Origin of the sequence: Pseudogemmobacter faecipullorum, assembly GCF_020539525.1 — a bacterium.
GTDB lineage: Bacteria > Pseudomonadota > Alphaproteobacteria > Rhodobacterales > Rhodobacteraceae > Pseudogemmobacter > Pseudogemmobacter faecipullorum.
On the sequence record NZ_JACDXX010000013.1, the window covers coordinates 1 to 22,973 of the forward strand.

Below are 22,973 nucleotides of genomic sequence, written 5' to 3' on the forward strand. Positions count from 1 at the left end.
TGCATTCAGCTGACTGGTACTAATTGCCCGATTGGCTTGATTTGATCCGGTAAAAGCAAGGCAATACGCCAAACCGATCAGCAAGTCATATATCAAGCACCATAAGTCGTGCGAAAACTTGAACAATATTCGATGTTAGCTGCAAAAAAGCAGCCTGTCTCTGTTCCGGTTTGGTGGTCATAGCGCTGGCTAAACACCCGATCCCATCCCGAACTCGGCCGTTAAGGGCCAACACGCCAATGGTACTGCGTCTTAAGACGTGGGAGAGTAGGTCACCGCCAAACCTGATCAGAGACAGATCTCTCACTCATACGATACAAAAATACACCCCCGATAAAAACCCAACGGGGAACGGACGCGGGGTGGAGCAGCCCGGTAGCTCGTCAGGCTCATAACCTGAAGGTCACAGGTTCAAATCCTGTCCCCGCAACCAAAAACAATACTATCAAAGATATGCGCAGCGTCCTTCGGGGCGCTTATCGCATTCATGTATCGACCCATCTGAACCTGAATAGCCCCATGTTTCGTGGACGCCTTCTTTGCTACTTTTGAGGCAAGGAGGCCATGATGGGCACAGCCACTTTCAGCGACGACTTCAAGCGCGATGCGGTCGCTCAGATCACGGAGCGGGGCTAACCTGCTCAAGCGCGAGCGGATCAGGCGCAGGACCTACCGGACCCGCGAAGACGCAAGGCAGGACGTGTTCGATTACATCGAGATGTTCTACAATCCGAAGCGCAAGCATGTGAGGAACGGAATGCTGTCGCCTGCCGAGTTCGAGCGGAAGCAGATGATGAGACGCGAAGGTGTCTAAGAAACTCGGGGCTATTCATATCGCTTGCAGGATCAGGGCGTTTCGGATGGCCGCCTTCTACGCGACGACACCGCCAGCCTGTCGCCAATCTACCGGTTCGGGGCCAATGCCTATACCGAGGAAGAACAAAGGGCGCTTTCTGAAATTATCGATGCATTCAATGCGCGCCGTGGCACGAATTTCACCGAAGAGGACTATATCCGCTTCGAGGCAGCCAACGAAGCCATTCTGGATGACGAGGCCTGGGTCGAGATTTTGCGTAACAACGCTCCGGAAGTGGTCAATGATCGCTTCAACGCAGAATTCATGCGCCGCGCGATCCATGTTTTCCAGCGCGATAATCAGATGCGAAACGCCTTCATGCAGGACAAGGAGGCGCGCGACATGCTCATGGGGCTGATGTTCCGTCGTGTGATGCGCGCTGCGCGCGCCGCCTGGCAAGGGCAACCGTGACACTATTGGTTACCTCTCAATGCCCAAGGCTGCGCCTTCGGCATCGCCGCCGTGACCTCGACCTCCCGCAGTATCCCCCCGCGATTAGCCCGTCCCCACCCAGCCCAGCGCTTGCCACCAGTCGTCATAACCCCGCCGGGCCGCCTCGATCTGCTGCGGGTGGGGGGAGAAGGTGACCGGGCAGGCGAGGATGTCGATGGTCTTCCATGTGGCGCGCGGGCCCGGGCCGCGCACCCGGATGCGCTCCGTGCCCACGACGATGGCTCACGTTGGTGCAGGACTGGTTCGTTCAGAACTCGAAGTCGGGCGAGGTGCCGGATGAAAGCACCATTCGCAAGCGGCTGAGGGCGGCCAGCGGCTGCAGCCGCGCGTGCAGCGCAGCCGAGGATGGTTCGCGGGTGGTCGGCATTCATCACCAGGTGAGAAGCGGCGTTGGGCAGCGCTCACTTGCAGGCTGCTGCTTAAGCAATTCGTTGAGGAGCCAGCCAGTGCCTACACTATCTATTTCGATATCCAAGTTTGCAGGACCAGCCTCAGCGATCAGGGCTTCATACGCTGCTTGATGGTCCTGCTGTCGTATGAGGCCAATGTCTGATCGCCATGCGAAGCGATAGTCCTCGTCAGGCGACGGAGCCATGGCCAAGCCATATATGGTTGTTGCTGTCACAAAGATTGCCCATGTTTCGTCGCGGATCAGCGGAGTTCCATCCGGGAACTTCGGCACGGCGATGGGCTTGAAAGAGGGCCTGCTTAGATCGAAGATTGCCTCGTAGCCGAGGTACATCCCGTTTCCCAACGGTTCACAAACTCGGTACTTCCTGTCGTAAGCATTGAACAGCCATGCGGCTGGAAGCAAAAGGACAATCAAAGCGAATGCAATCGCTGCCTTTGCCGTTCCTGCCAGCTGGCTGTCTCCGTTACCCTTCAAGCGAGCTGCCTACCGTTCTGCTATCGAAATGCGCTGTATCGGGGATCGGTGCGGACCCGTCCCGCAAAGCGCCCCGACCATGTATCCGTTATCGCATATGGCTCGCCGGTATGGATGCCAGGCCTCTGGGGACCGCTGGAGGGCTGACCCAGACGATTGCGCCCGTGATCTTCGAGGGGTCGAAGCAGATTCCCGAAGATCGTTTCGGGGATATCGATTGCCTCCACGCCAATGTCGAGCGGGTCTGCAAATTCGTCCCTGAGGTAGAAGTCGAGTTCGCCGAAGACGTCAATATTACTGTTACGTTCTGTTGCGTGCCCCATGAACGAACCGCCAATGGTTGTGTCGCCCACGCTGAAAACGAGTCCTGTCATGTCGTAGGTCCGAACGAAGTCGCCTGAAAGTGCCCCGTTCCGCACCTCTCTCGCCTTTTCGGCGATTTGCCTTTTGATCCGATCCTCTGCGATCTCCATGTATCTTGCGACCAACCGCCCAAGATTGCCAGTCTCACGCACCATTACAGCGCGACCGCCTCCCTGATAGTAATGCCTGACAAAGTCGCGGCTGCCCCAAATGGTCGAGCTGTCGGAAACGCCTTGCAGTGAAATCATGAGGTTTTCGGATGTCTCTGGATCGTACGGCTCGGCCGTGCAACGACAGCCGTAGTCTTCGCCAGGATGGCCTGAGGAGGGTGGATCATCCCACGTAAACACCTGTCCGTTGTTCGCAGCATGGCTGGGGCGCACATTCTCGTCGTCGCGGGTTCGCCAGATATAGTGCGTCGTGGGGCGTTCCTGCTTGATGGACCATTCGATGGGCGCTCCCTTGCGCAGGTATGCCTGAAATGCCTTTTGATACAATTTCTGGTCAACGAACATGAAACGGTCCCTATGGAGGCGTTGAGCTTCTGCCTGTCAGGCTTTCGTTAAGGTATTCGTAACCGTCAGAGCGCTGCCGCCTGCTTACTCACCCAGCCCGCCATTATCCGCCCCGGCACGCCGTCGATGGCGCTTTCCGCGTCCCGTGTGAGGTCCAGCCGCTTGCGCCGCTTGACCTGCGGCACGAGGAGGAAGATCGGCACGGTGGTCAGGCCGCGGTCGGTCTTTGCGCGTGACGCAACTGCGCGCCCCTTGCTGTTCAGCCGCCCCTCGGCCACCAGCAGGCTCGGACCCCGGCGCCGGTAGATGAAGCGCAACCGCAGCCCCGTGCGGCGTTCCCATTCGCCGGGGGTGATGCGGCGGCGGCGGGTGGACTTGCCTGCGGCCGAGGTGAGGATCGCCAGCCAGAACCCGTTTCGTGACCGGATCAGTGGCCCAGCGTCATGCGCGCCGACGATCACTGGGGCGTTGGACCAGACAAGCGCCGCGGCGTTCAGGCTTTCGCCACCCTTGGGATAGGTTGCCAGCCGGATCGAGTTGCCAAGCCGGGTGCTCAGCCCCGCGCCGGTGATCTGGCCCCGCCAGGCGGATTTGAGTCCCGCGCCCGCCTCGCGCATGGCTGTGGTGACGGCCTTTTCACCCGCAGCGATTTCCGCCTGCATCATCGCGACAATGTCAGGATCGATGGTGAGCTTCAGTTTCATCCGGTCACGCGGGCGCAGATCGAGGGTTCATAGCCACCAGTCCGGCTGCACTCCCTGGGCAAAGGAAAGTGCGGATTGCCCGGTTTCGACATGATCTGCCGCTTGTGGGACAGTTTTCGGCCTGATCCCTGATCTTATGGCCCTGGTTCAGGGTGCTGCCTCATTCCAGGATGGGGCAGAGAATTGGGAAGCCGGTCCGATGCCGGCGCTGCCCCCGCAACGGTAGCAGAGCCTTGCGGATCTGATCGCCGCCCGCCCGGATAGGGCTGGGCAGAGGTCAGTCCGTGCCCCTATCCGGGCTGGCTCTGAAGTCCGGACACCAGCCCAGAGCAGTTTCGAGCGTGGTCGCGGTGGGCGACCGGGGCGCAGGAACAGGCAATCTGCCTGATCTGCAGCTCAGGGACCCATGGCGCCAGAAGTCCAGCAGGGAGGCCAGATTGGGTGCGCTGAACGAAAAGAACTTTACGACTCCGGCGCCGGGCCTGGATGTCATCTCACGACTGATTGCCGGTCATCGCCCAGGCCAGGGCCTCGCGCGGGATTTCTATATGGATCCCGCCGTTTTTGCCTATGATATGGAGCGGGTTTTCCGCCGCCACTGGCATTGCCTTGCCCATGAAAGCGTCATTCCCAATCCGGGCGATTTTGAACTGTTCCGCCTCGGCGATGAGCAGATCATTCTGACGCGCGATATGCAGGGCCAGATCCATGCTCTGCTGAACTCATGCCGCCATCGTGGCGCCGAGGTCTGCACGAAAGAAAAGGGCAATGCGAAAATGTTCGTATGCCCCTATCACGCCTGGACCTATACGCTGGACGGGGCTCTGCGCGCTGCCAGGCTGATGCCGAAGGATTTCGACCGTGCCGCCCATGCCCTGAAAAAGGTGCATGTCAGACTGGCCGAGGGCCTGGTTTTCATCTCTTTTGCCAGCGAGCCTCTGGATTTCTCCCAGGTTGAGCAATCGCTGCGCGCAAGCTGCGGCCAGTATGGCTGGGGCGAGGCGCGGGTGGCACATCGTGAAACCTATCCGATTGCGGCAAACTGGAAGCTTGCGGTCGAGAATTATGTCGAATGCTATCATTGCGGTCCGGCCCATCCGGAATATTCGCAGACCCATGCCCTTGAGCAGCCGCCCGAGGTGATTGCGGATATGAATGCCGCGATGGAGGCGCGCAGCTGTGCCCTTGGCCTCTCGGTGCTGTCGGGCAATCACTGGCAGAATTCAGCCATGGGCCAGGAAGCGATCGATGTCTTCCGCTATGCGCTTTATGAAGGCGCCTCGACCGGTTCCGAGGATGGCTCGCCGCTGGCCCCGCTGATGGGGCGGTTTACCGATTACGATGGCGGCGTGACCTCGATCCATCTGGGCGGCACCACTTTCCTGGTCTGCTATCCCGATCATGGCATGATTTACCGCTTTATCCCCAAAAGCCATGACAGCTGCGAGATGGAGCTGATCTGGCTGGTGCATAAAGATGCGGTCGAGACTGTGGATTATGATCCGGCAAAGCTGACCTGGCTGTGGAAAGTGACCACCGAGGAAGACAAGAAAATCATCGAGCATACCGCGCGCGGCGTGCGCTCGCATTATTTCGAGCCCGGCCCGATCGCGCCGATGGAGTATAATGAGTTGCGCTATATCTCCTGGTATCTCGATGAGGTCTCGCGGCCCTGAGCGGCGCCGCTGACCGGCTCTGAGAGCTGATCACGTAAACAGGCCGATCCGGGACATTCCGGCTCGGCCATAGTCCCGGATTTCCATGGGGCTTGTGATGAGGTCTGAGAGACCGGGCAGAAGCGCTGCCGCTGGTATCGCCGGGCGGTCAGGGTCCGGGCGATGCGGCAATCCGGCATCCTGCCCCGCGCCACATGTGATTGCCTGGAGCGGCACTTCATGCAATCACGGGGGTAATCATCCGGGCCGCAGCAGGGTACGTGCGCGCGCGCCCCGGGATCAGACCCTCATGCCTCCGGAGCTGAAATGAAACCGCATCTGCCGTTTCTCATCCTGCTGACTTTCGCGCTACAGGCCTGTGGCGGCGGGGGAGGGGGCAAAGCACCGCTGCCGCCGGGTAAAGAGATCGACACTCCGGAATTTGAGACCTACCGGACCGATCACAATGGCCGCAACCGCGTGCGCTCGCGCATTGCAGTCAGCGGGGCGGACAAAGATGCGCTTACCGCTTTCGATACCACTGGCTCTGGCCCGGCCGGCTATCTGAGCCTGATCGACCTGCAGGGCACGCCCTATGACGGCAAGATGACCATTGAGGTGATCGGTGCCGTGGACGAGGGCAGCGGAAAAACCAACCGCCTGCTGCGGCTGACCGCCGACCAGACCACCTTTGTGAATGAGCGCAACGGTGCGCCGATCGCTGCAAAGGGGCAGTATCACTTCCGCGGCGTGAACTATGCATGGGTCACAATCGATAACGGGCCGCTGCTCTCGGGCTATCACGCCCAGGGACTGGAAAATCTGGTCATCGATTTTGACAACGAGACCGCTTCGGTTAATCTGCGCACCGAGGTGGCGGGATCATCTGAGGTCGAGATCACCCTCGAGGGGAATGATTTGCCCTTCAACATCCGCAGCGGCGCCTGGGGCGGCGATGTGACCATTCAGATCCGCGATCCGAATTCACCGCTCGAGGGCAGTATCGACGGCGTGCTGCGCGGCAATATCGGCGGTTCGCCGGAATATGCGAATGGCCAGCATGACATGACCACATCGGGTATCTATACCGGCTCGGGGATTATCACCGGGGATGGCACCGATCACCCTGTTAGTGTGGATGGTATCTTCTTTGGCCGTGATCCGAATGCGGTGCCCTAAGCTGAGGGGGGTGCTGCGCAGTCTGCTGCTGGCAGCAGGGCTGGCCAGCGCCACGCCCTTGCTGGCCGGGCCGCAGGATCTGCCGGATCTGACCGTCAATGCTTTTCTCAGCAGTTCCGACCGGATGCGGATCCGGGCTTTTGGCGCCGGGCTGGAGGCGGGCAATCTGAGCCCGGCGGCTGTGGCCTTTCTGCGCCGTGATCTGCTGGCCCAGGGCTATGGCGTAACGCCGGGCCAGCTGCAGGTGACGGCGCGACGTCTCAGTTTTGCCCCGGTGCTGGGCTGGGATGGCAATATCAACGGCGGCGTGCTGCAGGACCGGCTGGATCTGGGCGGCTATGTCCTGGAGGCAGATCCGGCTTTTCGGGCGAAAGCGGGCCTCGTTCTGGGCGGCTCGCTGGCGGCGATGACCCGGCTCGCCTGGGGCGAGGGGCGGGTTTTTGAGCTGGCACTGTCCAGCGAGCTGGCCTGGTCGCCCCGGCATGAGATTGGCCGGGCAGATCTCGCGCTTAACCTTTGCTCACGTAATCATTTGGAGAACTGGACCTTTCTCGACCTCTGTGCTCTTGGCTCGCGGTCCTGGCGCCAGCTCGATACCGGCAATGCGCATCGGCTGTCGCTGGGCCTGTCGAAAATTTTCGCCGCGGCGGGCGGTTTGCAGGAACTGGGTTTGCGCTTTGACCGCGCCTCGGCCTCGGGCGGGCCGCAGGACCGGCTGCGGCTGTCGGCTGAGCGTATCAGCCGGGCCGGGGTGCTCGATCTGGCGCTGACCCTTGGCGAGGGGCGCGAGGATGAAACCCTGCTGCGCCGCCGGATTGAGGCGGGCTTTGCCTGGCAGGCTCTCGGCCGGGACTGGCGGTTTGACCTCTGGCAGCAGGTGGCCGAGGGCGGTGCTTTTCTGGGCAGACCGCGCCGCGATCAGCTCCGTGGCCTCGGGCTGATGGTCAGTCTGAAGCCGGGCGTCAGCCTGCGGATTGGCGCGAGCTCCAGCCGTTCGACCGCGCAGATCGCCAATTACGACCAGCTGAGCCTGGATCTGCGTTTTGGTGATCTGCTGCGCTGAGCCCTGGTTCAGCGAGCCAGGACCGAGCGGTTGCGGCCGCTGCTTTTGGCCGCATAAAGCGCCTGATCGGCACGCAGCAGCCATTCATCGCGGGTCTCGCCCGGGCGATGCTCCGCCACGCCAAGGCTGAGCGTGACCACACCATTATCGATCATCGCATGACGGCGCCCGGCCAGATCGCTGCGCAGCCGCTCGGCCAGATGCAGCGCATCCGCGCCATCGGTTCCCGAGAGCAGGATGCCGAATTCCTCGCCGCCAAGGCGGCCAAACGAATCGCCGCGCCGCAGGTTTCGCCGCGCCGTTGTCGCCACCGCTTTCAGCACCTCATCGCCGGTCGAATGGCCATAGGTGTCATTGACGGCCTTGAAATGGTCGACATCGAGCATCAGCAGGGTGGCCGTCGCCCCTGTGGCAATCTCGCGGTCAAGCCGCTCAAGGAAAGCGCGGCGGGTCAGGCTGCCGGTCAGGCTGTCCTGGCGGGCAATCAGCCGCAGCTCGAGCTGCGATATCACCACTTTTGAGAAATTCTGCAGCACTGCCTTTTCGGCCTCCGAGAATTCGCGCATCTCGGTGTCAAAAACGCAGATCGCGCCGATATTATAGCCGTCAGGGCTGGTCAGCGGCACGCCGAGGTAAGAGCGGATGCTGGCATCGCCGGTCACCGCGTCAAGATGCTGAAATCGACTGTCATGCAGCGCATTGCTGATGGCCATGGGGCCACTGCCGCGGATCGTGTGATCACAGAAGGTCTGGCGGCGGGGATATTCGCGGCGTTCGGCCCCGGCGGTCGCCTTATTCCATTGCCGGTCGATATCAATCAGGGTGATTGAGGCATAGCGGGTGTGGAAGATCGATTTGACCAGGCTGACGATATCGTCGAATTCCTGCTCGGGTTCGGTATCAAGAATCTCATAGCGACGCAGAGCGGCCATCCGCCCGGCCTCGTCCTCGAGGCGAAACACAGGATCGAGAGTCAACTGGTCGCCTCCAGGGCCGCAATCAGATCATTGCCGTAGCTCTCCAGCAGCGAGCTTACAAGAGAGCGGATCATCGCCGGCTCGCGTCCGGCCACCTGCAGCGAGGCCACCAGCCCTTTCAGCAGATCACAATGCTGTTCGAGCACCGGATAGAGGCTTTCGGGCAGCATCGCCCAGTCTGGCAATCTGCGGGCCAGCTCTTCGGCAATGACTTTATCTGCTTCCATGACAGAGCCTCCGTTGCTGGCGCATCATCCGTGAAAGCGGGTGCGATCACAACCCGCTGTGGTGCTGGACAGGGCGCTGATTGCGCCGGGGGAATGCGCCCCGGGGTTGATGTGGCTGTGCCACGCCGGGAGGCAGAAATATCCTTGATCATTGATTTCTTCATCAAAATCAACTCAACTGCTGGCAGTGCACCTCAGGGTGGCCTTCATAATTATAATGTCTGATCCGGCCAGGAAGCATGACGAGACGAGCAGTAACGCCCCGCGCTGCCCTGATGGCGGCAGGTATTTTTGCCTGCAGCCTTCTGGCCGGATGCGGATTTGACCCGGTTAATCTGGTGGTGAACCAGAAGGAAGTCGAAGAGCAGACTCCCTATGTGGCGGTCCCCAATCAGCAGGCCTGGGTTAATCCCGGTGCCGTGACCTTTGTGATGCAGCGTGGACTGCTCGGCGGATCTGAGCAGCGCATCGGCCTGCGCAATGCGCTTGAGATTCCCGGCGATAATCAGATGGTTCTGCGCAGTCGCGCCGGGAATCTTGCTGCAGCCCGGTTCCGCTTTGAGGAGTTTATGACCCGGGTCGGCGGGGCTCCTGCACCGTTTGAGGGGATCACTTCCGGTGATCTGCTGACGGCCGAGGATGAGTTCGGGGTCTATCACTGGGCCGAGAAAAACTTTGGCAGCGATATCACCTGTGTCTTTGCCGTGCGCCGGCTGACCTCTGCTGCGCGTGATCTGCCGGGTGAGGCGCTGGTGCTTGATATCATGCTGCGCAATTGCCTGCGCGGCAGCAGTGCCGAGGCTCTGGCGCCGATCGCGCCGGAGAGCATCGGTTTCAGCGCCCGCGCCGCGGCTCCCGTTCCCCATGGAACCCGGCTGTTGTCGCCTCTGGCGGCACCCGGGCTGGACTGACATCGTGTTGGCTGAGGCCAGATCTTTCCCGCAGCCCTCTGGAAGGCAGATATGACGTCCCGGACTCTTCGCAACAGCCTGTTGTTGCTTCTGTGGTTGCTGGCTGTGGCGCCCGTCATGGTGCTGGCTTCGGTGCCGGTCTCCAATGCGGCTCAGGGGATGCTGGGGCTGGCAGCGGTACTGCTCGTTGTGCTGCTCAAGCCCTTCGCGAATAATATCATCTGCCGCATTGCGCTGATGAGCGTGTCGAGCGTGATCGTGCTGCGCTACTGGATCTGGCGGATCACCGCCACGCTGCCGGATCCGGCGCTGAATATCTCTTTCGTTCTGGCGCTGGTCCTGCTGCTGGTTGAGACCTATTCGATCCTGGTCTTCTTCCTGAATGCCTTCATCAATGCCGATCCGGTCGAGCGCGCCTTGCCGCCGCGGGTCGCGCCGGAAGATCTGCCCAGTGTCGATATTCTGGTGCCCTCCTATAATGAGCCGACCGAGATGCTGGCGATCACGCTCTCGGCGGCGAAGAATATGATCTATCCGGCGCGGCTGCGCACCGTGGTGCTTTGCGATGACGGCGGCACCGATCAGCGCTGCAATTCCGCCGATGCGGAACTGGCGGCGAAATCCCGGGCCCGGCGCGCCGAGCTGCAGGCGCTTTGCGCCGAGCTGGGGGTGATCTATTCCACAAGGGCGAAAAACGAACATGCCAAGGCCGGCAATATGTCGGCAGCCCTGGCAAAGCTCGATGGCGATCTGGTGGTGGTGTTTGACGCCGACCACGTGCCGAGCCGCGATTTTCTGGCCCGCACCGTCGGCTATTTCGTCGAGGATCCGAAGCTGTTCCTTGTCCAGACCCCGCATTTCTTCATCAATAAAGACCCGATCGAGCGCAATCTGGATCTGGTCTGCCCGCCCGAGAATGAGATGTTCTACGGCCGTATCCACCCCGGCCTTGACCGCTGGGGCGGGGCCTTCTTCTGTGGATCGGCTGCGGTTTTGCGCCGTAAGGCGCTGGATTCGGTGGGCGGCTTTGCCGGTGAGACCATTACCGAAGACGCCGAAACCGCGCTGGAGATCCATTCCAAGGGCTGGCGTTCGCTCTATCTCGACCGCGCGATGATCGCCGGGCTGCAGCCCGAGACCTTTGCCTCCTTCATCCAGCAGCGCGGCCGCTGGGCCTCGGGCATGATGCAGATGTTCATGCTGAAAAACCCTTTGTTCCGCAAAGGTCTGCGCCCGCTGCAGCGGCTGTGCTATATCAATTCGATGGCCTTCTGGCTGTTCCCGCTGGTGCGCATGACCTATCTGCTGGCGCCCCTGGCCTATCTGTTCTTCGGTATCGAGATTTTCGTTACCACCTTCCGCGAGGCCATGGCCTATACGCTCAGCTATATGGCGATCAGCCTCTTGGTGCAGAGTGCGGTCTTCTCGCGCTATCGCTGGCCGCTGATCTCGGAAATCTATGAGATCGCCCAGGCCCCCTATCTGAGCGGCGCGATCATCCGCACCATTCTGAAGCCGCGCGGCGCCAAGTTTAACGTGACCGCCAAGGATGAGACCCTGGTCGAGGATTATATCTCGCCGATCGCCGGGCCGCTGCTGGCTTTGTTTGGTCTGATGCTGGCCGGGGTGCTGGCACTGATCTTCCGCTGGATCGCCTATCCCGGCGATCACAGCGTGCTCTCGGTGGTCGGCACCTGGGCGGTCATCAACTTCCTGCTGGTCTCGCTGTCGCTGCGCGCCGTCTCTGAAAAGCAGCAGCGCCGGGCCTCGCCCCGGGTTGAGGTGCATGAGACCGGCTCCGCCCGCTGGGAGGGTATGGGCGAGACCATGGTCCCGGTTGAGGTGTTTGACGTCTCGACCAGCGGCTTGCGGATGCGTCTGGGCAGCCTGCCCCAGGGGGCAAGATTGGCCGCCAAAGGCGATGAGCTGATCTTCCGCCCCCGCTTTGCCCATGCGCCGCATCTCGAGCGCGACGTGCGCGCGGTGGTGCGGGCGGTGTTTAACGACAGTGGCAAAGGCACGGCTCTGGGCCTGCAATTCGTGCCCGATCAGCCGATGATCGTGCGCGAGGCTGTGGCGCATATGCTGTTCGGTTCGTCGGAGAACTGGCTGAAAATCCGCCAGGAAAGCCGGCGCGGCAAAGGGCTGACCATGGGGCTGCTCTATGTGTTCTGGCTGACCCTGACCTCGCTGCCGAAAACCATTGGCGATTTCATCCGCGAACCGGCGCGCCGCAGGAAGGCCTCGCTCTATGAGAAACAGGCGCCAAAACCGGCGCATCTGGTGGCTTTCGGTGCGGATTTCGATACCGAGGAATACCGCAATGCCGCGATGCGGCTGACCCCTGAGGCCTTTATTGGTGTGGAGAAGGGGCAATGAGGCTGCGCCTGCTGAACACCCGCCCGCTGCTTCTTGCGCTGACCGCCTGCAATGTGCTGGCTCTGAGTGCGGGCCTGTCCGGGGCCCAGGAAAGCGACGCACCGCTGATTGCTTTGCCGCAGGGGGCTGCAGCTGTGCCGCTGGCGCAAACGCCTGCCGCCCCTGCCGCAGGCGAGGGCGAAGCGCTGCTGATCCGGCTGGCACCGGCTGGCGAGGAGGCTTCGGTGCCGGGGGCCGGGGGCGAAGGCGAAACCACGCTGCCCTCTGAGCCCGACCCGGCCAGCCTTCTCGTCGAGCGCGACCGCGCCCTGGCCGGGGGGAATGGTGATGCGGACAGCTGGCTGCTGGCGCCGCGTCCGGCCCTGCCGCTGCCCGAGGGGGTGAAAATGGGCGCAAGCCTGGTCGCGCCGGGCATTCTGCGGCTGAGCGGTGAAACCGCCTCGACCGAATTGCTGATCGATCTGCCGCCCGGGGCACCGCTGCCCGAGGCGCTGGAGCTGACCCTGCATTCCTCGGTCAATGTGCTCTCGGAACAGGCCTCAATGCAGGTCACGATCAACGGTGCAGAACCCCTCCGGCTGGAGCTGAATGCGCTGGGCAATTTTACCGGCTACAGCCTGCCGACCAGGGCGCTGCAGCCTGGCCGGAACCATATCCTGCTGGATCTGGTCCAGCCGCACCGGATTTTCTGTGGCCCGGAAGCCAGTTTCGGGGTCTGGACCGAGATCAACCTGGCGCAGAGTGGCCTGCGCCTTCCAGGCACGGCACTGACCGCGGATGCGGCGGGCTTTGCCCTTGCCGCGCAAAGCCAGGCTGCGCGCGGGCAGAGCATTGAACTGCTGACCGGTCCCGGCGCCGATCCGGTGATGCTGCGCCAGCTGGCCGAAAATCTGGTGCATGCGCTTGGCCCGGGCAGCCGGGTGGAACAGCGCTCTTATTACAGTCTCGGCCTGCCGCGCCTTGCTTCTGTGGCGCTGATTGCCTCAGATCAGAACCAGGCAACGATCCGGCGTGGTGCCGAGGGCGGCATTGTGCTGCAGGTCGAGCATCAGAACGGCAGCCTGCCCGATCTGAGCGCGATCCTCGGCGCTTTTCCTGAAAGCCCCGATACCCGGCCTCCGGCGCTGCGTCCTGGCATTGCTACCAGGCTCGCCATGCTGGGCAGCGCTGATATAATCGGCAATACCCATTACTTCCGCCGCGATATTCCTTTCAGCCTGCCGGCCGACTGGCTGCTGATGGCCAATCAGAAGGCGCGGCTGGATCTGGAATATGGCTTCGCCAGAGGCCTGCCCCAGGGGGCGATTTTGCTGGTCAAGGTGAATGACCAGACCGTGCGTCTGCTGCCGCTCGATCAGGAGGGTGGCGAGATCAAGCCGGTGCTGCAGGTCGGGTTTAACGCCAATCTCCTGCATCCGGGGCGCAATTATCTGTCCTTTGAGATGATGGTGCCGGGCAATCCGCCCGAAGCCGCCTGTCAGATCCGCCGCGCTGATATGCTGGTGGTGCTGAGCAGCAGCCGCCTGACCGTGCCGCCTTCGCCCTCGATGGTTCTGCCCGGGCTTGCGGCGGTGCTGATGCGCCTTGACCCGGCGGCGGTCAGCGCTTTGCCCGACAGCCAGGATCCCGCAGGAGCGGCGGAAAAGGCGATGACGATCGCCCTTGCGCTGGACCCGACGCTGGAAGCCTCAGAACTGGCCCGGCTGCAGGTGGTGAGCATTGCTGATTTCGCCAGCGTGCCGCTGGAAGAGGCGGGGATCAGCCTTGCGCAGATCCAGGGCGTGCTGTTCCCGGCCCCCGCCGCCCTGGCGGATCCGGCAGCAATGGCAAAACCGGTTCCGGCGGCTGGTCGCGCCGAACGGGCACGCTTTATCCTGAACGAGGAAGAGGCGCAGAGCGATCCGTCGCCGGGCAGTGATGAGGGCTTCATCACCGGTATCTGGAACAGCCTGTCGCCGCGGGCCTGGATCCTGCGCGAGGCGCGGGCGCTGCGCGACAGCGCTTTTGTCGGATCGCAGCAAAGCCTGACGCATTGGATGGAGGGCCGTTCAGGCGAGGCCTTGCTGCTGCGTCCGGATTATCAGCAGCCGGGCGATCTGTGGCTGCTGCTCGGCCCTTCGGCCAGCGCGGCTGAGGTGGGTAAGGCGCTCAATACGCTGCGCGCTGACGCCCTGGCCCAGGGCGAGGCTGCTTTATTGCAGGCGGATGGCAGCTGGCAGATCTGGTCGCCGATCCGGCCGCCCCGGCTGCTGGAAGAACCCGACTTCAGGGGCTGGCGCACGGCCCTTGGCAATTTTGCCTCCTGGTCGCCGCTGTTGTTCACTTTGTCCTTGCTGGGCCTTGCACTGCTGTCCGGCCTGCCTGCCTTGCTGTATATTCTGCTCAGCCGCCGCCGGCCGGAGGAAAAATGAACCGCCGCTCTTTCATTGCAGCCTCGCTTTCCGCCCCGCTGATCGGGGCGTCTGCGACTGCCGGAGCATCCTCGGCAAGCGCCCTGGCCCTGACCTCCGATCATCCGCTTCAGGCCAGCTGGGCGGCCTGGAAGGCGCTCTGCCTGTCGCCAGAGGGGCGGGTGATTGACGGCTTTCAGGGCAATTCCAGCCATTCTGAGGGCCAGGGCTATGGGCTGGCGCTGGCCGCTGCCTTTGGCGATGCGGCTGCCGCAGATCTGATCATCCGCTGGACCGAGGCCAGTCTGGCTCGTCAGGAAGAGGGGCTGTTGTCCTGGCGCTGGCGGCCTGAGGCCTCGCCCCATGTCACCGACCGCAATAATGCCAGTGATGGCGATCTGTTCTATGCCTGGGGCCTGGTGCGTGCCGCTGGCCTTGGCGAGGCAGAGCCGCGGCTCGAGCGGGCGGGCGCGATCTGCAGGGCGCTGCTGCGCTATTGCACCGCGCCGCATCCCGATGGTTCCGGGCGGCCGGTGCTTTTGCCGGGGATTGCCGGTTTTCGTCGCAGCGAGGGGATTGTGATCAACCCCTCCTATACAATGGGCCTTGCACTGCGCGACCTCGCCAGGGCCTGCCAGATGCCCGAACTGCACCGGCTTGCCGATAGCGGCGAGGCGCTGGTGGCAGAGCTGGCCGATCGTGGTCCGGTGCCCGACTGGGTTTTGCTGACCGTAACAGGCCTGATGGAGGCACCAGCGCCCTTTTCGGGAGTTTCGGGTTATGAGGCCGTGCGGGTGCCGCTTTTCGCGCTCTGGTCGGGACAGCCGCAAAATCCTTCGGTGCAGCGCTATGCGGCGCTGATGAAAGCCGCAGGACAGAACGGCGGCACCCCTACCGTGTTCAACCCGGCGGGCGGCAGCGTATTTGAGCGCAGCAGCCATGCCGGTTACGCCGCGGTTGCCGCACTTGCCGCCTGTGCGGTGGCGGATGAGGTTGGATCGCTGATGCCGGTGTTTAACACCGATCAGCCCTATTACCCGGCCACGCTGCATCTGATGGCGCTGGTTATTCAGGTCACCACTTATCCGAAATGTGTGCCGATATGATCCGATCCCTGCTGATTTGCGCCCTGCTCTGCAGCATGGCCGGAGCCTCCTTCGCCCAGCAAAGCCAGCCGGGGGCGCAGGGCGCTGCGGCAGAACCGGCGGCGGATGAGTTTCTGGCGCTGAATTTTTATGTGCAGCAGGGCGATCAGCCGGCGATCGCGGCTGAGCTGCGCCGGCTGCAGCTGAAATATCCGGGCTGGCGGCCCCCGGCCGATCTGACCCGGCTGAGCGTGACCGAGCCCTCCTCGGAGATTGATGAGGTCTACCGGCTGATCGCGGCCGGCCGCCATGAAGAGGCCCGCAAGGCGATCGCGGCGGCAAAGGTAAGCTATCCGACCTGGCAGCCGCCGGCTGCTATGCTGGCGCTGCTCGAGACCTCAGAAGGGCAGGCGCGGCTCGATGCGGCTATGGCCTCGGGCAATCTGCAGCGGATGCTCGGCATTGTGGGTGAAGTGCCGGGGTTGCTGCGCTGTGACCGGATCAACAATGCCTGGCGCATCGCCGAGGCGCAGGCCGGGGCAGGGCGCAAGGCCGATGCGCTTGGCACCTATCGCGCCGTCGCCTCGGCCTGTGTCGATCCCGCCGAGCTGGTGGCGACGCTGGAGAAAGCCGACAGCGTCGCCGATGAGGCCGAAATCCTCGCTTTGATCGCTGCGGTTGAGGCACGTCTGCCCGCCATGCAGCCCGAGCTGGAGCGGCTGCGTAAACAGCTGCTGGCCGGGCGTGGTAAAATCGACATTCCCGCTGCAGCTGTGAAACCTGATGCCAGGGCTGCCGCGACTGCTGCGCCAAAGGAGAAGGCTGCAGAGCCGAAAGCTGCCGCTGCCCCTGCTGCTGTAGCGGCGGGCGGCTCGGGGGCGGCGGTCTCCTCCTCTTCGGTCCAGGCCGCCTTTGCAGCCGGTGACTGGGCGCGCTGCCTTGCGCTCTCCAGTGGCTCGCGCCAGACCGGGGTGCTCTATCAGCGCGGCTGGTGCGCCTATAACAGCGATCAGCCGATGGAAGCGGTCAATGCCTTCCGCGCGGCGCTTGGCGGCAGGCTCAGCGGTGATCAGCGCCGGGATGCTGCCTATGGCATCGCGCTGGCCTATCTGAAAATGGGCATGTCCGAAGAGGCATCGCGCCTCGCTGTCAGCACCGATTTCACCCGCAAGCAGCGTATTGATATCGAGCGCCAGATCCTCGATCAGCGCGGGGTCAATGCCTATAAACGGCGCGACTACCGGGCGGCGATCAGCTATTTCAACGCGCTGGAAGAGCTGACCGGCGGCATCCGCCGCGATCTCGCGCTGCTGCGCGCCTATGCCTATCTGAACGGCGGCAACCGCGATGAGGCGCGGCGCCAGTTCCAGAAGCTGAACCGTGAACTTTCGACCAGCGAGACCCGCCGCGGATTGCAGGCCACCAGCGGCGGCTGAACAGCTCAGCCCTCAGCCCTCAGCCACATAAAAAAACCGGCGTCCGACGCCGGTTTTTTTATGCTATATTCGGGGCAGCGGACAACGAACTCTCCCCATCAGCAGCAAGGCTGACGGGGAGATGATTTTTATAAAACGGTGTAATGGCGGAGAGGGTGGGCCTGATATCCAACCTTCTCCATCAACGGAAACCGCCAACGGCTCATGCAAGCATCACAGGGGGGAGCGGCTGCCAATGCAGTCGCGAAAATCGTCCTTGAACCTGTCGATCTGATGCATGCGCTCATGCAGGATCGCGACGATACCGATATCGCCGTCGGACAGTCGGCGCCAATAGATGAAGTGGTGTTCGTACCGGAAGAAGAACCCTTCGACGCCGAGCTCTGCCGGGATAGGCTTTGAGGCGACGCCATGGGCCACGATCCGTTCGAATGCTTCGAACATGCCGGTGATGTAGCGATCAGCCTGAACTTCGCCCCATCGGTCACGCGTATAGCGGTAGATGTCATCAAGGCGGAGTGATGCCGCCTCCTGAACCCGGATCGCCATCTGGTCAGGCCCGGTTGCGGGCGATGACTTCCGCAGCCGTCAGCGGCTTGTAGCTGGCCTCGGGCGCGGCGAAGGCGCGGGTCAGTTCTGCCTTCAGCCGGTCGAAAGCCTCCTGCTCGGCCCGCTCCTTGTCGCGCCGGATCAGGTCGCGCACGTATTCGCTTATGTTCTCGTAGGAGCCGTTCTCGCCGACATTGGCCGCAACGAAATCGCTGAGCGCACCGCTCAGACGGATGGTCATGGTCGTTGTGGTCGTGGTGCGGGACATGGAAGTCTTCTCATGTTTGATGCGTATTCAATATAATCAAAAAACACTACACATCAAGTCTGACGGCGGCGGACCAATTTGGCCATTCCGCCGCCTCTGTGGCGGCCTGACCTTACTCGGCATCCGCGCCGTCGTGCCGATCGGCCAGCAGCAGGACCATGTGGAACACGATATCCGAGTGCCTGGCCAGCGCGATCAGATGCTCGCCGCTGGGCCCACGCTCGCCCGCGATCCAGTACTTCACTGCCCGCTCGCTGGCACCCGTCCACCGCATAGCCGTCTTGACTGCCCGATGCGTCAGGCCGAGTTCGTCCCGAAGCGCCGAGGCAATGGCTGCCCGGTAGCCGGCGACATTGGCTTCAAGGTGCACATTTATGCCCGTTTTCGGCACAAATGTGCCCGTCTTGATCCGCATCTCCGCATCCTCCTTCGATAATACTCTGGGAAGGACATGAAAAGCGGCAGTTCGTATTTGCGCCCAGCCTGCGGTGGAGGGCCATCAGCTCGAAGCAGCCCACATGATTTCTTGGGAGGCGGGCGTGGCTCGGGGAAAATCGATACTATCCGAAGGAGAAAGCGAGCCGTCCGAGCAGCTGCTGGCTGCGGAATACGTCCGGATGTCGACCGAGCATCAGCAGTATTCAACCCAGAACCAGGCGCAGACTATCCGCGAATACGCCGAACGCCGCGGCATCAGGGTTGTCAAAACCTATTCGGATGACGCGAAAAGCGGCCTGATCATCGGCGGCAGGATGGCATTGCAGCAGATGATTGCCGATGTCGAATCCGGCGTGGCCGGGTTCAGCATGATTCTGGTCTATGACGTCACTCGCTGGGGACGTTTTCAGGACGCCGACGAATCTGCCTATTATGAGTATCGCTGCCGGAAGGCGGGGATGCAGGTCGCCTACTGTGCCGAGCAATTCGAGAATGATGGCTCTCCGACCTCCACCATTGTGAAAAGCGTCAAGCGCGCGATGGCGGGCGAATATAGCCGTGAGCTTTCAGTGAAAGTCTTCGCCGGCCAATGCCGTCTGATTGAGCTCGGCTATCGTCAGGGCGGCCCGGCGGGCTTCGGGTTGCGTCGCGCCCTGCTCGATGAACGGGGCGAAGTAAAAACCGAACTGAAGCGCGGTGAGCACAAGAGCCTTCAGACGGATCGCGTCGTCCTGGTTCCCGGACCAGACGAGGAGGTCCGGACGGTGCGCTGGATCTACAGCCAGTTTCTGAAGAAGGGCCTGTCGGAAAGCGAACTTGCGGCAGACCTGAATGAACGCGGCATCCTCACCGATCTCGGGCGGGCCTGGACCCGCGCGACCGTCCATCAGATCCTGACCAATGAGAAATACATTGGCAACAACGTCTACAACCGGCGCTCATTCAAACTGAAGCGCAAGCGGGTCGCCAACGGCCCGGAGATGTGGATCCGGTCGGAAGGGGCTTTCGAGGCCATCGTCGAGCCGAAACAGTTTCAGAAGGCTCAGGCCATCATCGCGGCGCGCAACCGTCGCTTCTCGGATGAGGAGATGCTGGAGCGCCTGACCCGGTTGCTCCTGCGTCATGGATACATTTCCGGGCTGGTGATCGACGAAGCAGATGGGATGCCGTCCAGCGGCGCCTATGCCCATCGCTTCGGCAGCCTGCTCAGGGCCTATTCCCTCGTCGGGTTCACCCCGGATCGCGACTATCGCTATATCGAAGCCAACCGCCTGTTGCGGCAATTTCACGGCGATGAAATTGAGCGCGTGATCCACGAAATCATCCGGCTTGGTGGTACCGTGATCAGGAACCCTGCGACGGACCTGCTGACCATCAACGGCGAATTCACGGCATCCGTCGTCGTCGCCCGCTGTCGCGAAACGTCCTCAGGCGGCTTGCGCTGGAAGATTCGCTTCGACACCGGCCTCGCGCCAGACATCACCATCGCCATCAGGATGAATCGCACAAATACCGACGCGCTAGATTACTACCTGCTGCCCCAATTCGAGATGCGGAGCAAACCTCTGGGGCTTGCAGAGGAGAATGGCCTGATGCTGGACGCCTTCCGTTTTGAAACGTTGGACTTCTTCTTCGACATGGCCCGGCGCGTTTCCGTGTCCGAGGTGACACCATGGTGAGCGAGATCGAACCCCATGCCGAGGTGCAAATTATCCCAATTGCGGCCATCATCGTCGAAAATCCACGCGAACGATCTGAAAAGACCTTTCGTGCACTGGTGGACAGTATCGGCAAGGTGGGGCTGAAGAAGCCGATCACCGTCGCGCGGGATGACACGGCGTCGGGAGATGCCTATCGGCTCGTCTGCGGTCAGGGGCGGATGGAGGCCTATGTCGCCCTTGGCGAAACCCACATCCCGGCCATCGTCGTGGGCGCGAACGAGGTCGAACGGCTCCTGCGTAGCGTGATCGAGAATATCGCCCGTCGTCAGCAGCGACCGCTCGAGTTGTTGCAGGACATCGCCATCCTGCGCGAGCGGGGATATTCGGACCATGACATCGCCGAGAAAACCGGATTGTCATGGTCGTACGTTCACGAAATCGGTGTATTGATCGCCAACGGCGAGGAACGACTGCTGATCGCGGTCGAGACCGGTCAGATGCCCCTAAGTGTTGCACTGTATATCACCAGGGCGGAAGAGAAAGATGTGCAGAAGGCGCTGGAGGCAGCCTATGCCTCGGGTGAATTGCGCGGCAAGAAGCTGCTGGAAGCACGGCGGCTGGTGGAGCTGCGCCACCGGCACGGCAAGAAAAAAGGTGCCACACGCGCAAAACGAACTGGGGTGCGGATGACATCGGCGGCGTTGGTCCGGGCCTATCGTATCGAGGCAGAACGCCAGCAGGACATGATCCGCAGGGCGCAGTCGACGCGCGGCCACCTGCTGTTCCTCGACGCAGCGTTCCAGTCTCTGCTCAAGGATGAGAATTTCCTCACCCTGCTCCGTGCCGAGGGCTTGGCTTCCCTGCCGAGCATGGTGGTCGACGGTCTCAGGGAACCTCGGGCATGACACATATGGGCAAAACGCCGCCGCCGCATGATGCACCATTTCGGGGACCAGGATTCGAGCCGATCCTGCGTCAGATCCCGATCGCCGCCATCCTGCCGGTGAAGCAACTGCCGACCACCGTTCCCAAGGGCCAGAAGTATGCGCAGATCGCCGCATCGATCCGCGAGGCCGGCTTGATCGAACCGCTCGTGGTCGCGCGCGCTTCTGGTCAGGATGGCACGTTCATCCTGCTCGATGGTCATGTCCGTCTGCATGTCCTGAAGGGGATGGGCGAGGAAACCGACACCTGCCTCGTCGCCACCGACGACGAGTCTTTCACCTACAACAAGCGCATCAGCCGTCTCGCGACAATTCAGGAACACAAGATGATCTTGCGGGCCATTGAGCGTGGCGTGCCCGAGGCCCGTATTGCTGCTGCTCTGAATGTGGATGTGGCGCTGATCCGGCGAAAACGGACATTGTTGAACGGCATCTGCCCCGAGGCTGCTGAACTCCTGAAGGACAAGCACTGCCCTGTCAACAGTTTCCGGTCCCTGCGCAAGATGAAGCCATTGAGGCAGATTCAGGCGGCAGAACTGATGATCGCAGCGAATAATTACACTGTGGCCTATACCGAGGCCATTCTCGCCGCCACCGACGCCGAAGACCTTGTCGATCCGGCAATGAGAAAAGAAACGTCCGGCATCACGCGCGAACAGGCGGAGCGGATGAAGGCCGAGATGGCCAGCCTGCAGAGAAACATCAAGCTGATCGAAGGGACACTTGGCCCCGATCATTTACGCCTTGTGGTAGCGGGCCGCTACGTCGAACGCCTGCTCATGAATGAACGGATCAATCGCTATCTCGAAAAGAACCACGGAGACATCCTCGGCGAGTTAGGTCGAATCGTGGCGGGCCTGTCCCGGCCGGAGCCGTCTTTGGAAGGGCCAACTGAGGCGGAAGAATAGCGGACACAGAAACTTGCTGCCGATGGGGACCCGGACCCGACACGCGCGGGGACCGCGGGAAACGCCGGACTGTGGGCCGGATCAAGCGCGGCGGTGGAGATGGCGGCGGTGTTGTAGTGAAAGCTGACCAGCGCATCGAATTTGGGCGGTTCCAGCGGCACTTTCACGGTGCGCAAAACTTCAGCCCCGTAGGAGGCGAGGTCGGTGCGGAAGGCCTCGCGGATCCCTGCATCGACATCGCCGGGCATGCCGCGCGGCATCCGCGCCGGATCGGGCGACCCGGCGGCAGCGGTATGGCCGATGCCGAAGGCGTATCGACCCAATAATGCGGGCCCAATTTCTATTATAGCGCGGGGCCCATCACTCGCGGCGCCAGTCACCGGCAGGATCACCCCGGCGCTCGGCTCGCATACCCATTTCAGCGGGAGTTTCTTCTGCGACCAGTCCCTCCTCACCGTCCGTTTGGGAAGTGTCTTGTCGGGGCGACTGAACGAACGTGTAAGGCTCGAAACCACACCACCACTTCCCATCGACCTGTTCCAGCTTGAGCTGGACACTCTTCTGAAATGGGAAGCCGAGCTTGGGTACTGTGCCAAACAGACTGGTGCCCTAGGCATCGCGCAGCCGGGATAGGGTTTGTTGCTGACGCTGCGTTCGATCAGGATCATCGTTATCGCGCGGTGTTTCAACGACGAGCGAATGGCCCGAACGCCTGTAGCGTGGGATGAGCGGACGCTGTCGGGCGAGAGATCGCACGAGCGTGTCGTAGAGCAATCCCATCGCCCAGCTATCAGCGACTGGATTTAGGTCGATCGTTCCAGCGAGCGATGGGCCAAGCGGAGCCAAGGCATCCAGGATTTCCTGATCACGCCCGAACACCGCCAGCTCACGCCCTAAAGCGGCCGCCATCGCCCGAAATCCCTTCGGCTTGAAGATCTCGCGCATCTCTGCGGATGTTGTCGGTTGGCTCAACCTGATGCGCCGCGCCGCGGTGGGCATCGATTGGAGCAGAATTGCCGAATAGCGCAGCACCGGGAATGCGCGGGCTTTGGCATTTGGAATCTGAACGGGTACGAGGCGCGGCGTATGTCGCCCTTCCATCACCCGATCAAGAAGCGGCTTGGGT

Annotated in this window: 22 protein-coding genes, 1 tRNA gene, 1 rRNA gene, 1 pseudogene and 1 riboswitch; of the genes and pseudogenes, 15 read left to right on the plus strand and 10 right to left on the minus strand. The window is 62.0% G+C overall.

Going from position 1 to position 22,973, the window contains the following annotated elements:
- The first annotated feature begins 169 nt into the window (after nucleotides 1-169).
- The 4 genes and pseudogenes from rrf (at nucleotide 170) to H0485_RS13960 (ending at nucleotide 1,267) form a co-directional block, all read left to right on the plus strand.
- Nucleotides 170-284 (plus strand): 5S ribosomal RNA (gene rrf / locus H0485_RS13945).
- Nucleotides 285-356: 72 nt separating this feature from the next.
- Nucleotides 357-433, plus strand: a tRNA-Met gene (locus tag H0485_RS13950).
- Nucleotides 434-637: 204 nt separating this feature from the next.
- Nucleotides 638-814, plus strand: a pseudogene (locus tag H0485_RS13955) (IS3 family transposase); the annotation flags it as partial.
- Between the two features lie 24 nt (nucleotides 815-838).
- Complete coding sequence (locus H0485_RS13960; protein WP_226936546.1) at nucleotides 839-1,267, plus strand: hypothetical protein; 429 nt, start codon at nucleotides 839-841, stop codon at nucleotides 1,265-1,267.
- A 412-nt stretch (nucleotides 1,268-1,679) separates the two neighbouring features.
- On the opposite strand, the gene H0485_RS13970 is transcribed toward H0485_RS13960, so the two are convergent.
- From H0485_RS13970 to H0485_RS13980, 3 genes are all read right to left on the minus strand, one after another.
- Entirely contained in the window at nucleotides 1,680-2,195 is a 516-nt protein-coding gene (locus H0485_RS13970; protein ID WP_226936547.1) for a hypothetical protein, read from the minus strand.
- A 20-nt stretch (nucleotides 2,196-2,215) separates the two neighbouring features.
- Nucleotides 2,216-3,073 carry a phage minor head protein gene (locus tag H0485_RS13975; RefSeq protein ID WP_226936548.1) on the minus strand — a complete coding sequence of 286 codons (858 nt, stop codon included), beginning with the start codon at nucleotides 3,071-3,073 and terminating at the stop codon, nucleotides 2,216-2,218.
- Nucleotides 3,074-3,138: 65 nt separating this feature from the next.
- Complete coding sequence (locus H0485_RS13980; protein ID WP_226936549.1) at nucleotides 3,139-3,777, minus strand: DUF6441 family protein; 639 nt, start codon at nucleotides 3,775-3,777, stop codon at nucleotides 3,139-3,141.
- A gap of 133 nt (nucleotides 3,778-3,910) precedes the next feature.
- Nucleotides 3,911-4,119, plus strand: a riboswitch (cobalamin riboswitch).
- A 206-nt stretch (nucleotides 4,120-4,325) separates the two neighbouring features.
- Here H0485_RS13980 and H0485_RS13985 point away from each other — a divergent pair.
- The 3 genes from H0485_RS13985 to H0485_RS13995 all read left to right on the plus strand — a co-directional run bounded on the left by H0485_RS13985 (nucleotide 4,326) and on the right by H0485_RS13995 (nucleotide 7,674).
- Nucleotides 4,326-5,453 (plus strand): aromatic ring-hydroxylating dioxygenase subunit alpha, encoded by a 1,128-nt coding sequence (locus tag H0485_RS13985; RefSeq protein WP_226936550.1) that lies wholly within the window; start codon nucleotides 4,326-4,328, stop codon nucleotides 5,451-5,453.
- 306 nt (nucleotides 5,454-5,759) lie between these two features.
- Nucleotides 5,760-6,611, plus strand: a complete 852-nt coding sequence (locus H0485_RS13990) for a hypothetical protein (protein WP_226936551.1) — start codon at nucleotides 5,760-5,762, stop codon at nucleotides 6,609-6,611.
- Nucleotides 6,612-6,621: 10 nt separating this feature from the next.
- Nucleotides 6,622-7,674, plus strand: coding sequence for a hypothetical protein (locus tag H0485_RS13995; protein ID WP_226936552.1), 1,053 nt, complete (start codon nucleotides 6,622-6,624; stop codon nucleotides 7,672-7,674).
- An 8-nt stretch (nucleotides 7,675-7,682) separates the two neighbouring features.
- Here H0485_RS13995 and H0485_RS14000 read toward each other — a convergent pair whose 3' ends face one another.
- On the minus strand, nucleotides 7,683-8,651 hold the full coding sequence (locus H0485_RS14000; RefSeq protein WP_226936553.1) for a GGDEF domain-containing protein: 969 nt from the start codon (nucleotides 8,649-8,651) through the stop codon (nucleotides 7,683-7,685).
- Complete coding sequence (locus tag H0485_RS14005) at nucleotides 8,648-8,878, minus strand: hypothetical protein (RefSeq protein WP_226936554.1); 231 nt, start codon at nucleotides 8,876-8,878, stop codon at nucleotides 8,648-8,650. Before H0485_RS14005 ends, H0485_RS14000 begins: the two co-directional genes overlap by 4 nt.
- 239 nt (nucleotides 8,879-9,117) lie before the next feature.
- Here H0485_RS14005 and H0485_RS14010 point away from each other — a divergent pair, with 239 nt between their 5' ends.
- The 5 genes from H0485_RS14010 to H0485_RS14030 are packed head-to-tail and all read left to right on the plus strand — an operon-like array spanning nucleotide 9,118 to nucleotide 17,079.
- Entirely contained in the window at nucleotides 9,118-9,789 is a 672-nt protein-coding gene (locus H0485_RS14010; protein WP_226936555.1) for a hypothetical protein, read from the plus strand.
- A 51-nt stretch (nucleotides 9,790-9,840) separates the two neighbouring features.
- The gene (gene bcsA / locus H0485_RS14015) at nucleotides 9,841-12,168 is read left to right on the plus strand and encodes a UDP-forming cellulose synthase catalytic subunit (protein ID WP_226936556.1); all 2,328 of its coding nucleotides are present in this window, start codon (nucleotides 9,841-9,843) and stop codon (nucleotides 12,166-12,168) included.
- Nucleotides 12,165-14,579, plus strand: a complete 2,415-nt coding sequence (locus tag H0485_RS14020) for a cellulose biosynthesis cyclic di-GMP-binding regulatory protein BcsB (protein ID WP_226936557.1) — start codon at nucleotides 12,165-12,167, stop codon at nucleotides 14,577-14,579. The genes bcsA and H0485_RS14020 overlap by 4 nt, the downstream gene beginning before the upstream one ends.
- Nucleotides 14,576-15,664 carry a family 8 glycosyl hydrolase gene (locus H0485_RS14025; protein WP_226936558.1) on the plus strand — a complete coding sequence of 363 codons (1,089 nt, stop codon included), beginning with the start codon at nucleotides 14,576-14,578 and terminating at the stop codon, nucleotides 15,662-15,664. Before H0485_RS14020 ends, H0485_RS14025 begins: the two co-directional genes overlap by 4 nt.
- Nucleotides 15,661-17,079: a tetratricopeptide repeat protein gene (locus H0485_RS14030; RefSeq protein ID WP_226936559.1), complete on the plus strand. Its 1,419-nt coding sequence runs from the start codon at nucleotides 15,661-15,663 to the stop codon at nucleotides 17,077-17,079. The genes H0485_RS14025 and H0485_RS14030 overlap by 4 nt, the downstream gene beginning before the upstream one ends.
- 213 nt (nucleotides 17,080-17,292) lie before the next feature.
- Here H0485_RS14030 and H0485_RS14035 read toward each other — a convergent pair whose 3' ends face one another.
- From H0485_RS14035 to H0485_RS14045, 3 genes are all read right to left on the minus strand, one after another.
- Entirely contained in the window at nucleotides 17,293-17,628 is a 336-nt protein-coding gene (locus H0485_RS14035) for a type II toxin-antitoxin system RelE/ParE family toxin (RefSeq protein ID WP_226936560.1), read from the minus strand.
- Nucleotides 17,629-17,632: 4 nt separating this feature from the next.
- Nucleotides 17,633-17,896 (minus strand): ribbon-helix-helix domain-containing protein, encoded by a 264-nt coding sequence (locus H0485_RS14040; RefSeq protein WP_226936561.1) that lies wholly within the window; start codon nucleotides 17,894-17,896, stop codon nucleotides 17,633-17,635.
- Between the two features lie 112 nt (nucleotides 17,897-18,008).
- The gene (locus H0485_RS14045) at nucleotides 18,009-18,311 is read right to left on the minus strand and encodes a helix-turn-helix domain-containing protein (protein WP_226936562.1); all 303 of its coding nucleotides are present in this window, start codon (nucleotides 18,309-18,311) and stop codon (nucleotides 18,009-18,011) included.
- Nucleotides 18,312-18,414: 103 nt separating this feature from the next.
- Here H0485_RS14045 and H0485_RS14050 point away from each other — a divergent pair, with 103 nt between their 5' ends.
- Genes H0485_RS14050 through H0485_RS14060 form a run of 3 tightly spaced genes read left to right on the plus strand, consistent with a single transcriptional unit; the run spans nucleotide 18,415 to nucleotide 21,847 of the window.
- Complete coding sequence (locus H0485_RS14050) at nucleotides 18,415-20,013, plus strand: recombinase family protein (protein ID WP_226936563.1); 1,599 nt, start codon at nucleotides 18,415-18,417, stop codon at nucleotides 20,011-20,013.
- Nucleotides 20,007-20,900, plus strand: coding sequence for a ParB/RepB/Spo0J family partition protein (locus H0485_RS14055; RefSeq protein WP_226936564.1), 894 nt, complete (start codon nucleotides 20,007-20,009; stop codon nucleotides 20,898-20,900). The genes H0485_RS14050 and H0485_RS14055 overlap by 7 nt, the downstream gene beginning before the upstream one ends.
- On the plus strand, nucleotides 20,897-21,847 hold the full coding sequence (locus H0485_RS14060; RefSeq protein WP_226936565.1) for a plasmid partitioning protein RepB C-terminal domain-containing protein: 951 nt from the start codon (nucleotides 20,897-20,899) through the stop codon (nucleotides 21,845-21,847). The genes H0485_RS14055 and H0485_RS14060 overlap by 4 nt, the downstream gene beginning before the upstream one ends.
- On the opposite strand, the gene H0485_RS22025 is transcribed toward H0485_RS14060, so the two are convergent.
- Complete coding sequence (locus tag H0485_RS22025; RefSeq protein WP_435531506.1) at nucleotides 21,739-22,515, minus strand: glycoside hydrolase family protein; 777 nt, start codon at nucleotides 22,513-22,515, stop codon at nucleotides 21,739-21,741. The two genes, H0485_RS14060 and H0485_RS22025, sit on opposite strands and share 109 nt — an antisense overlap.
- Nucleotides 22,457-22,948 (minus strand): hypothetical protein, encoded by a 492-nt coding sequence (locus H0485_RS14070; protein ID WP_226936568.1) that lies wholly within the window; start codon nucleotides 22,946-22,948, stop codon nucleotides 22,457-22,459. The genes H0485_RS22025 and H0485_RS14070 overlap by 59 nt, the downstream gene beginning before the upstream one ends.
- Between the last annotated feature and the right edge of the window lie 25 nt (nucleotides 22,949-22,973).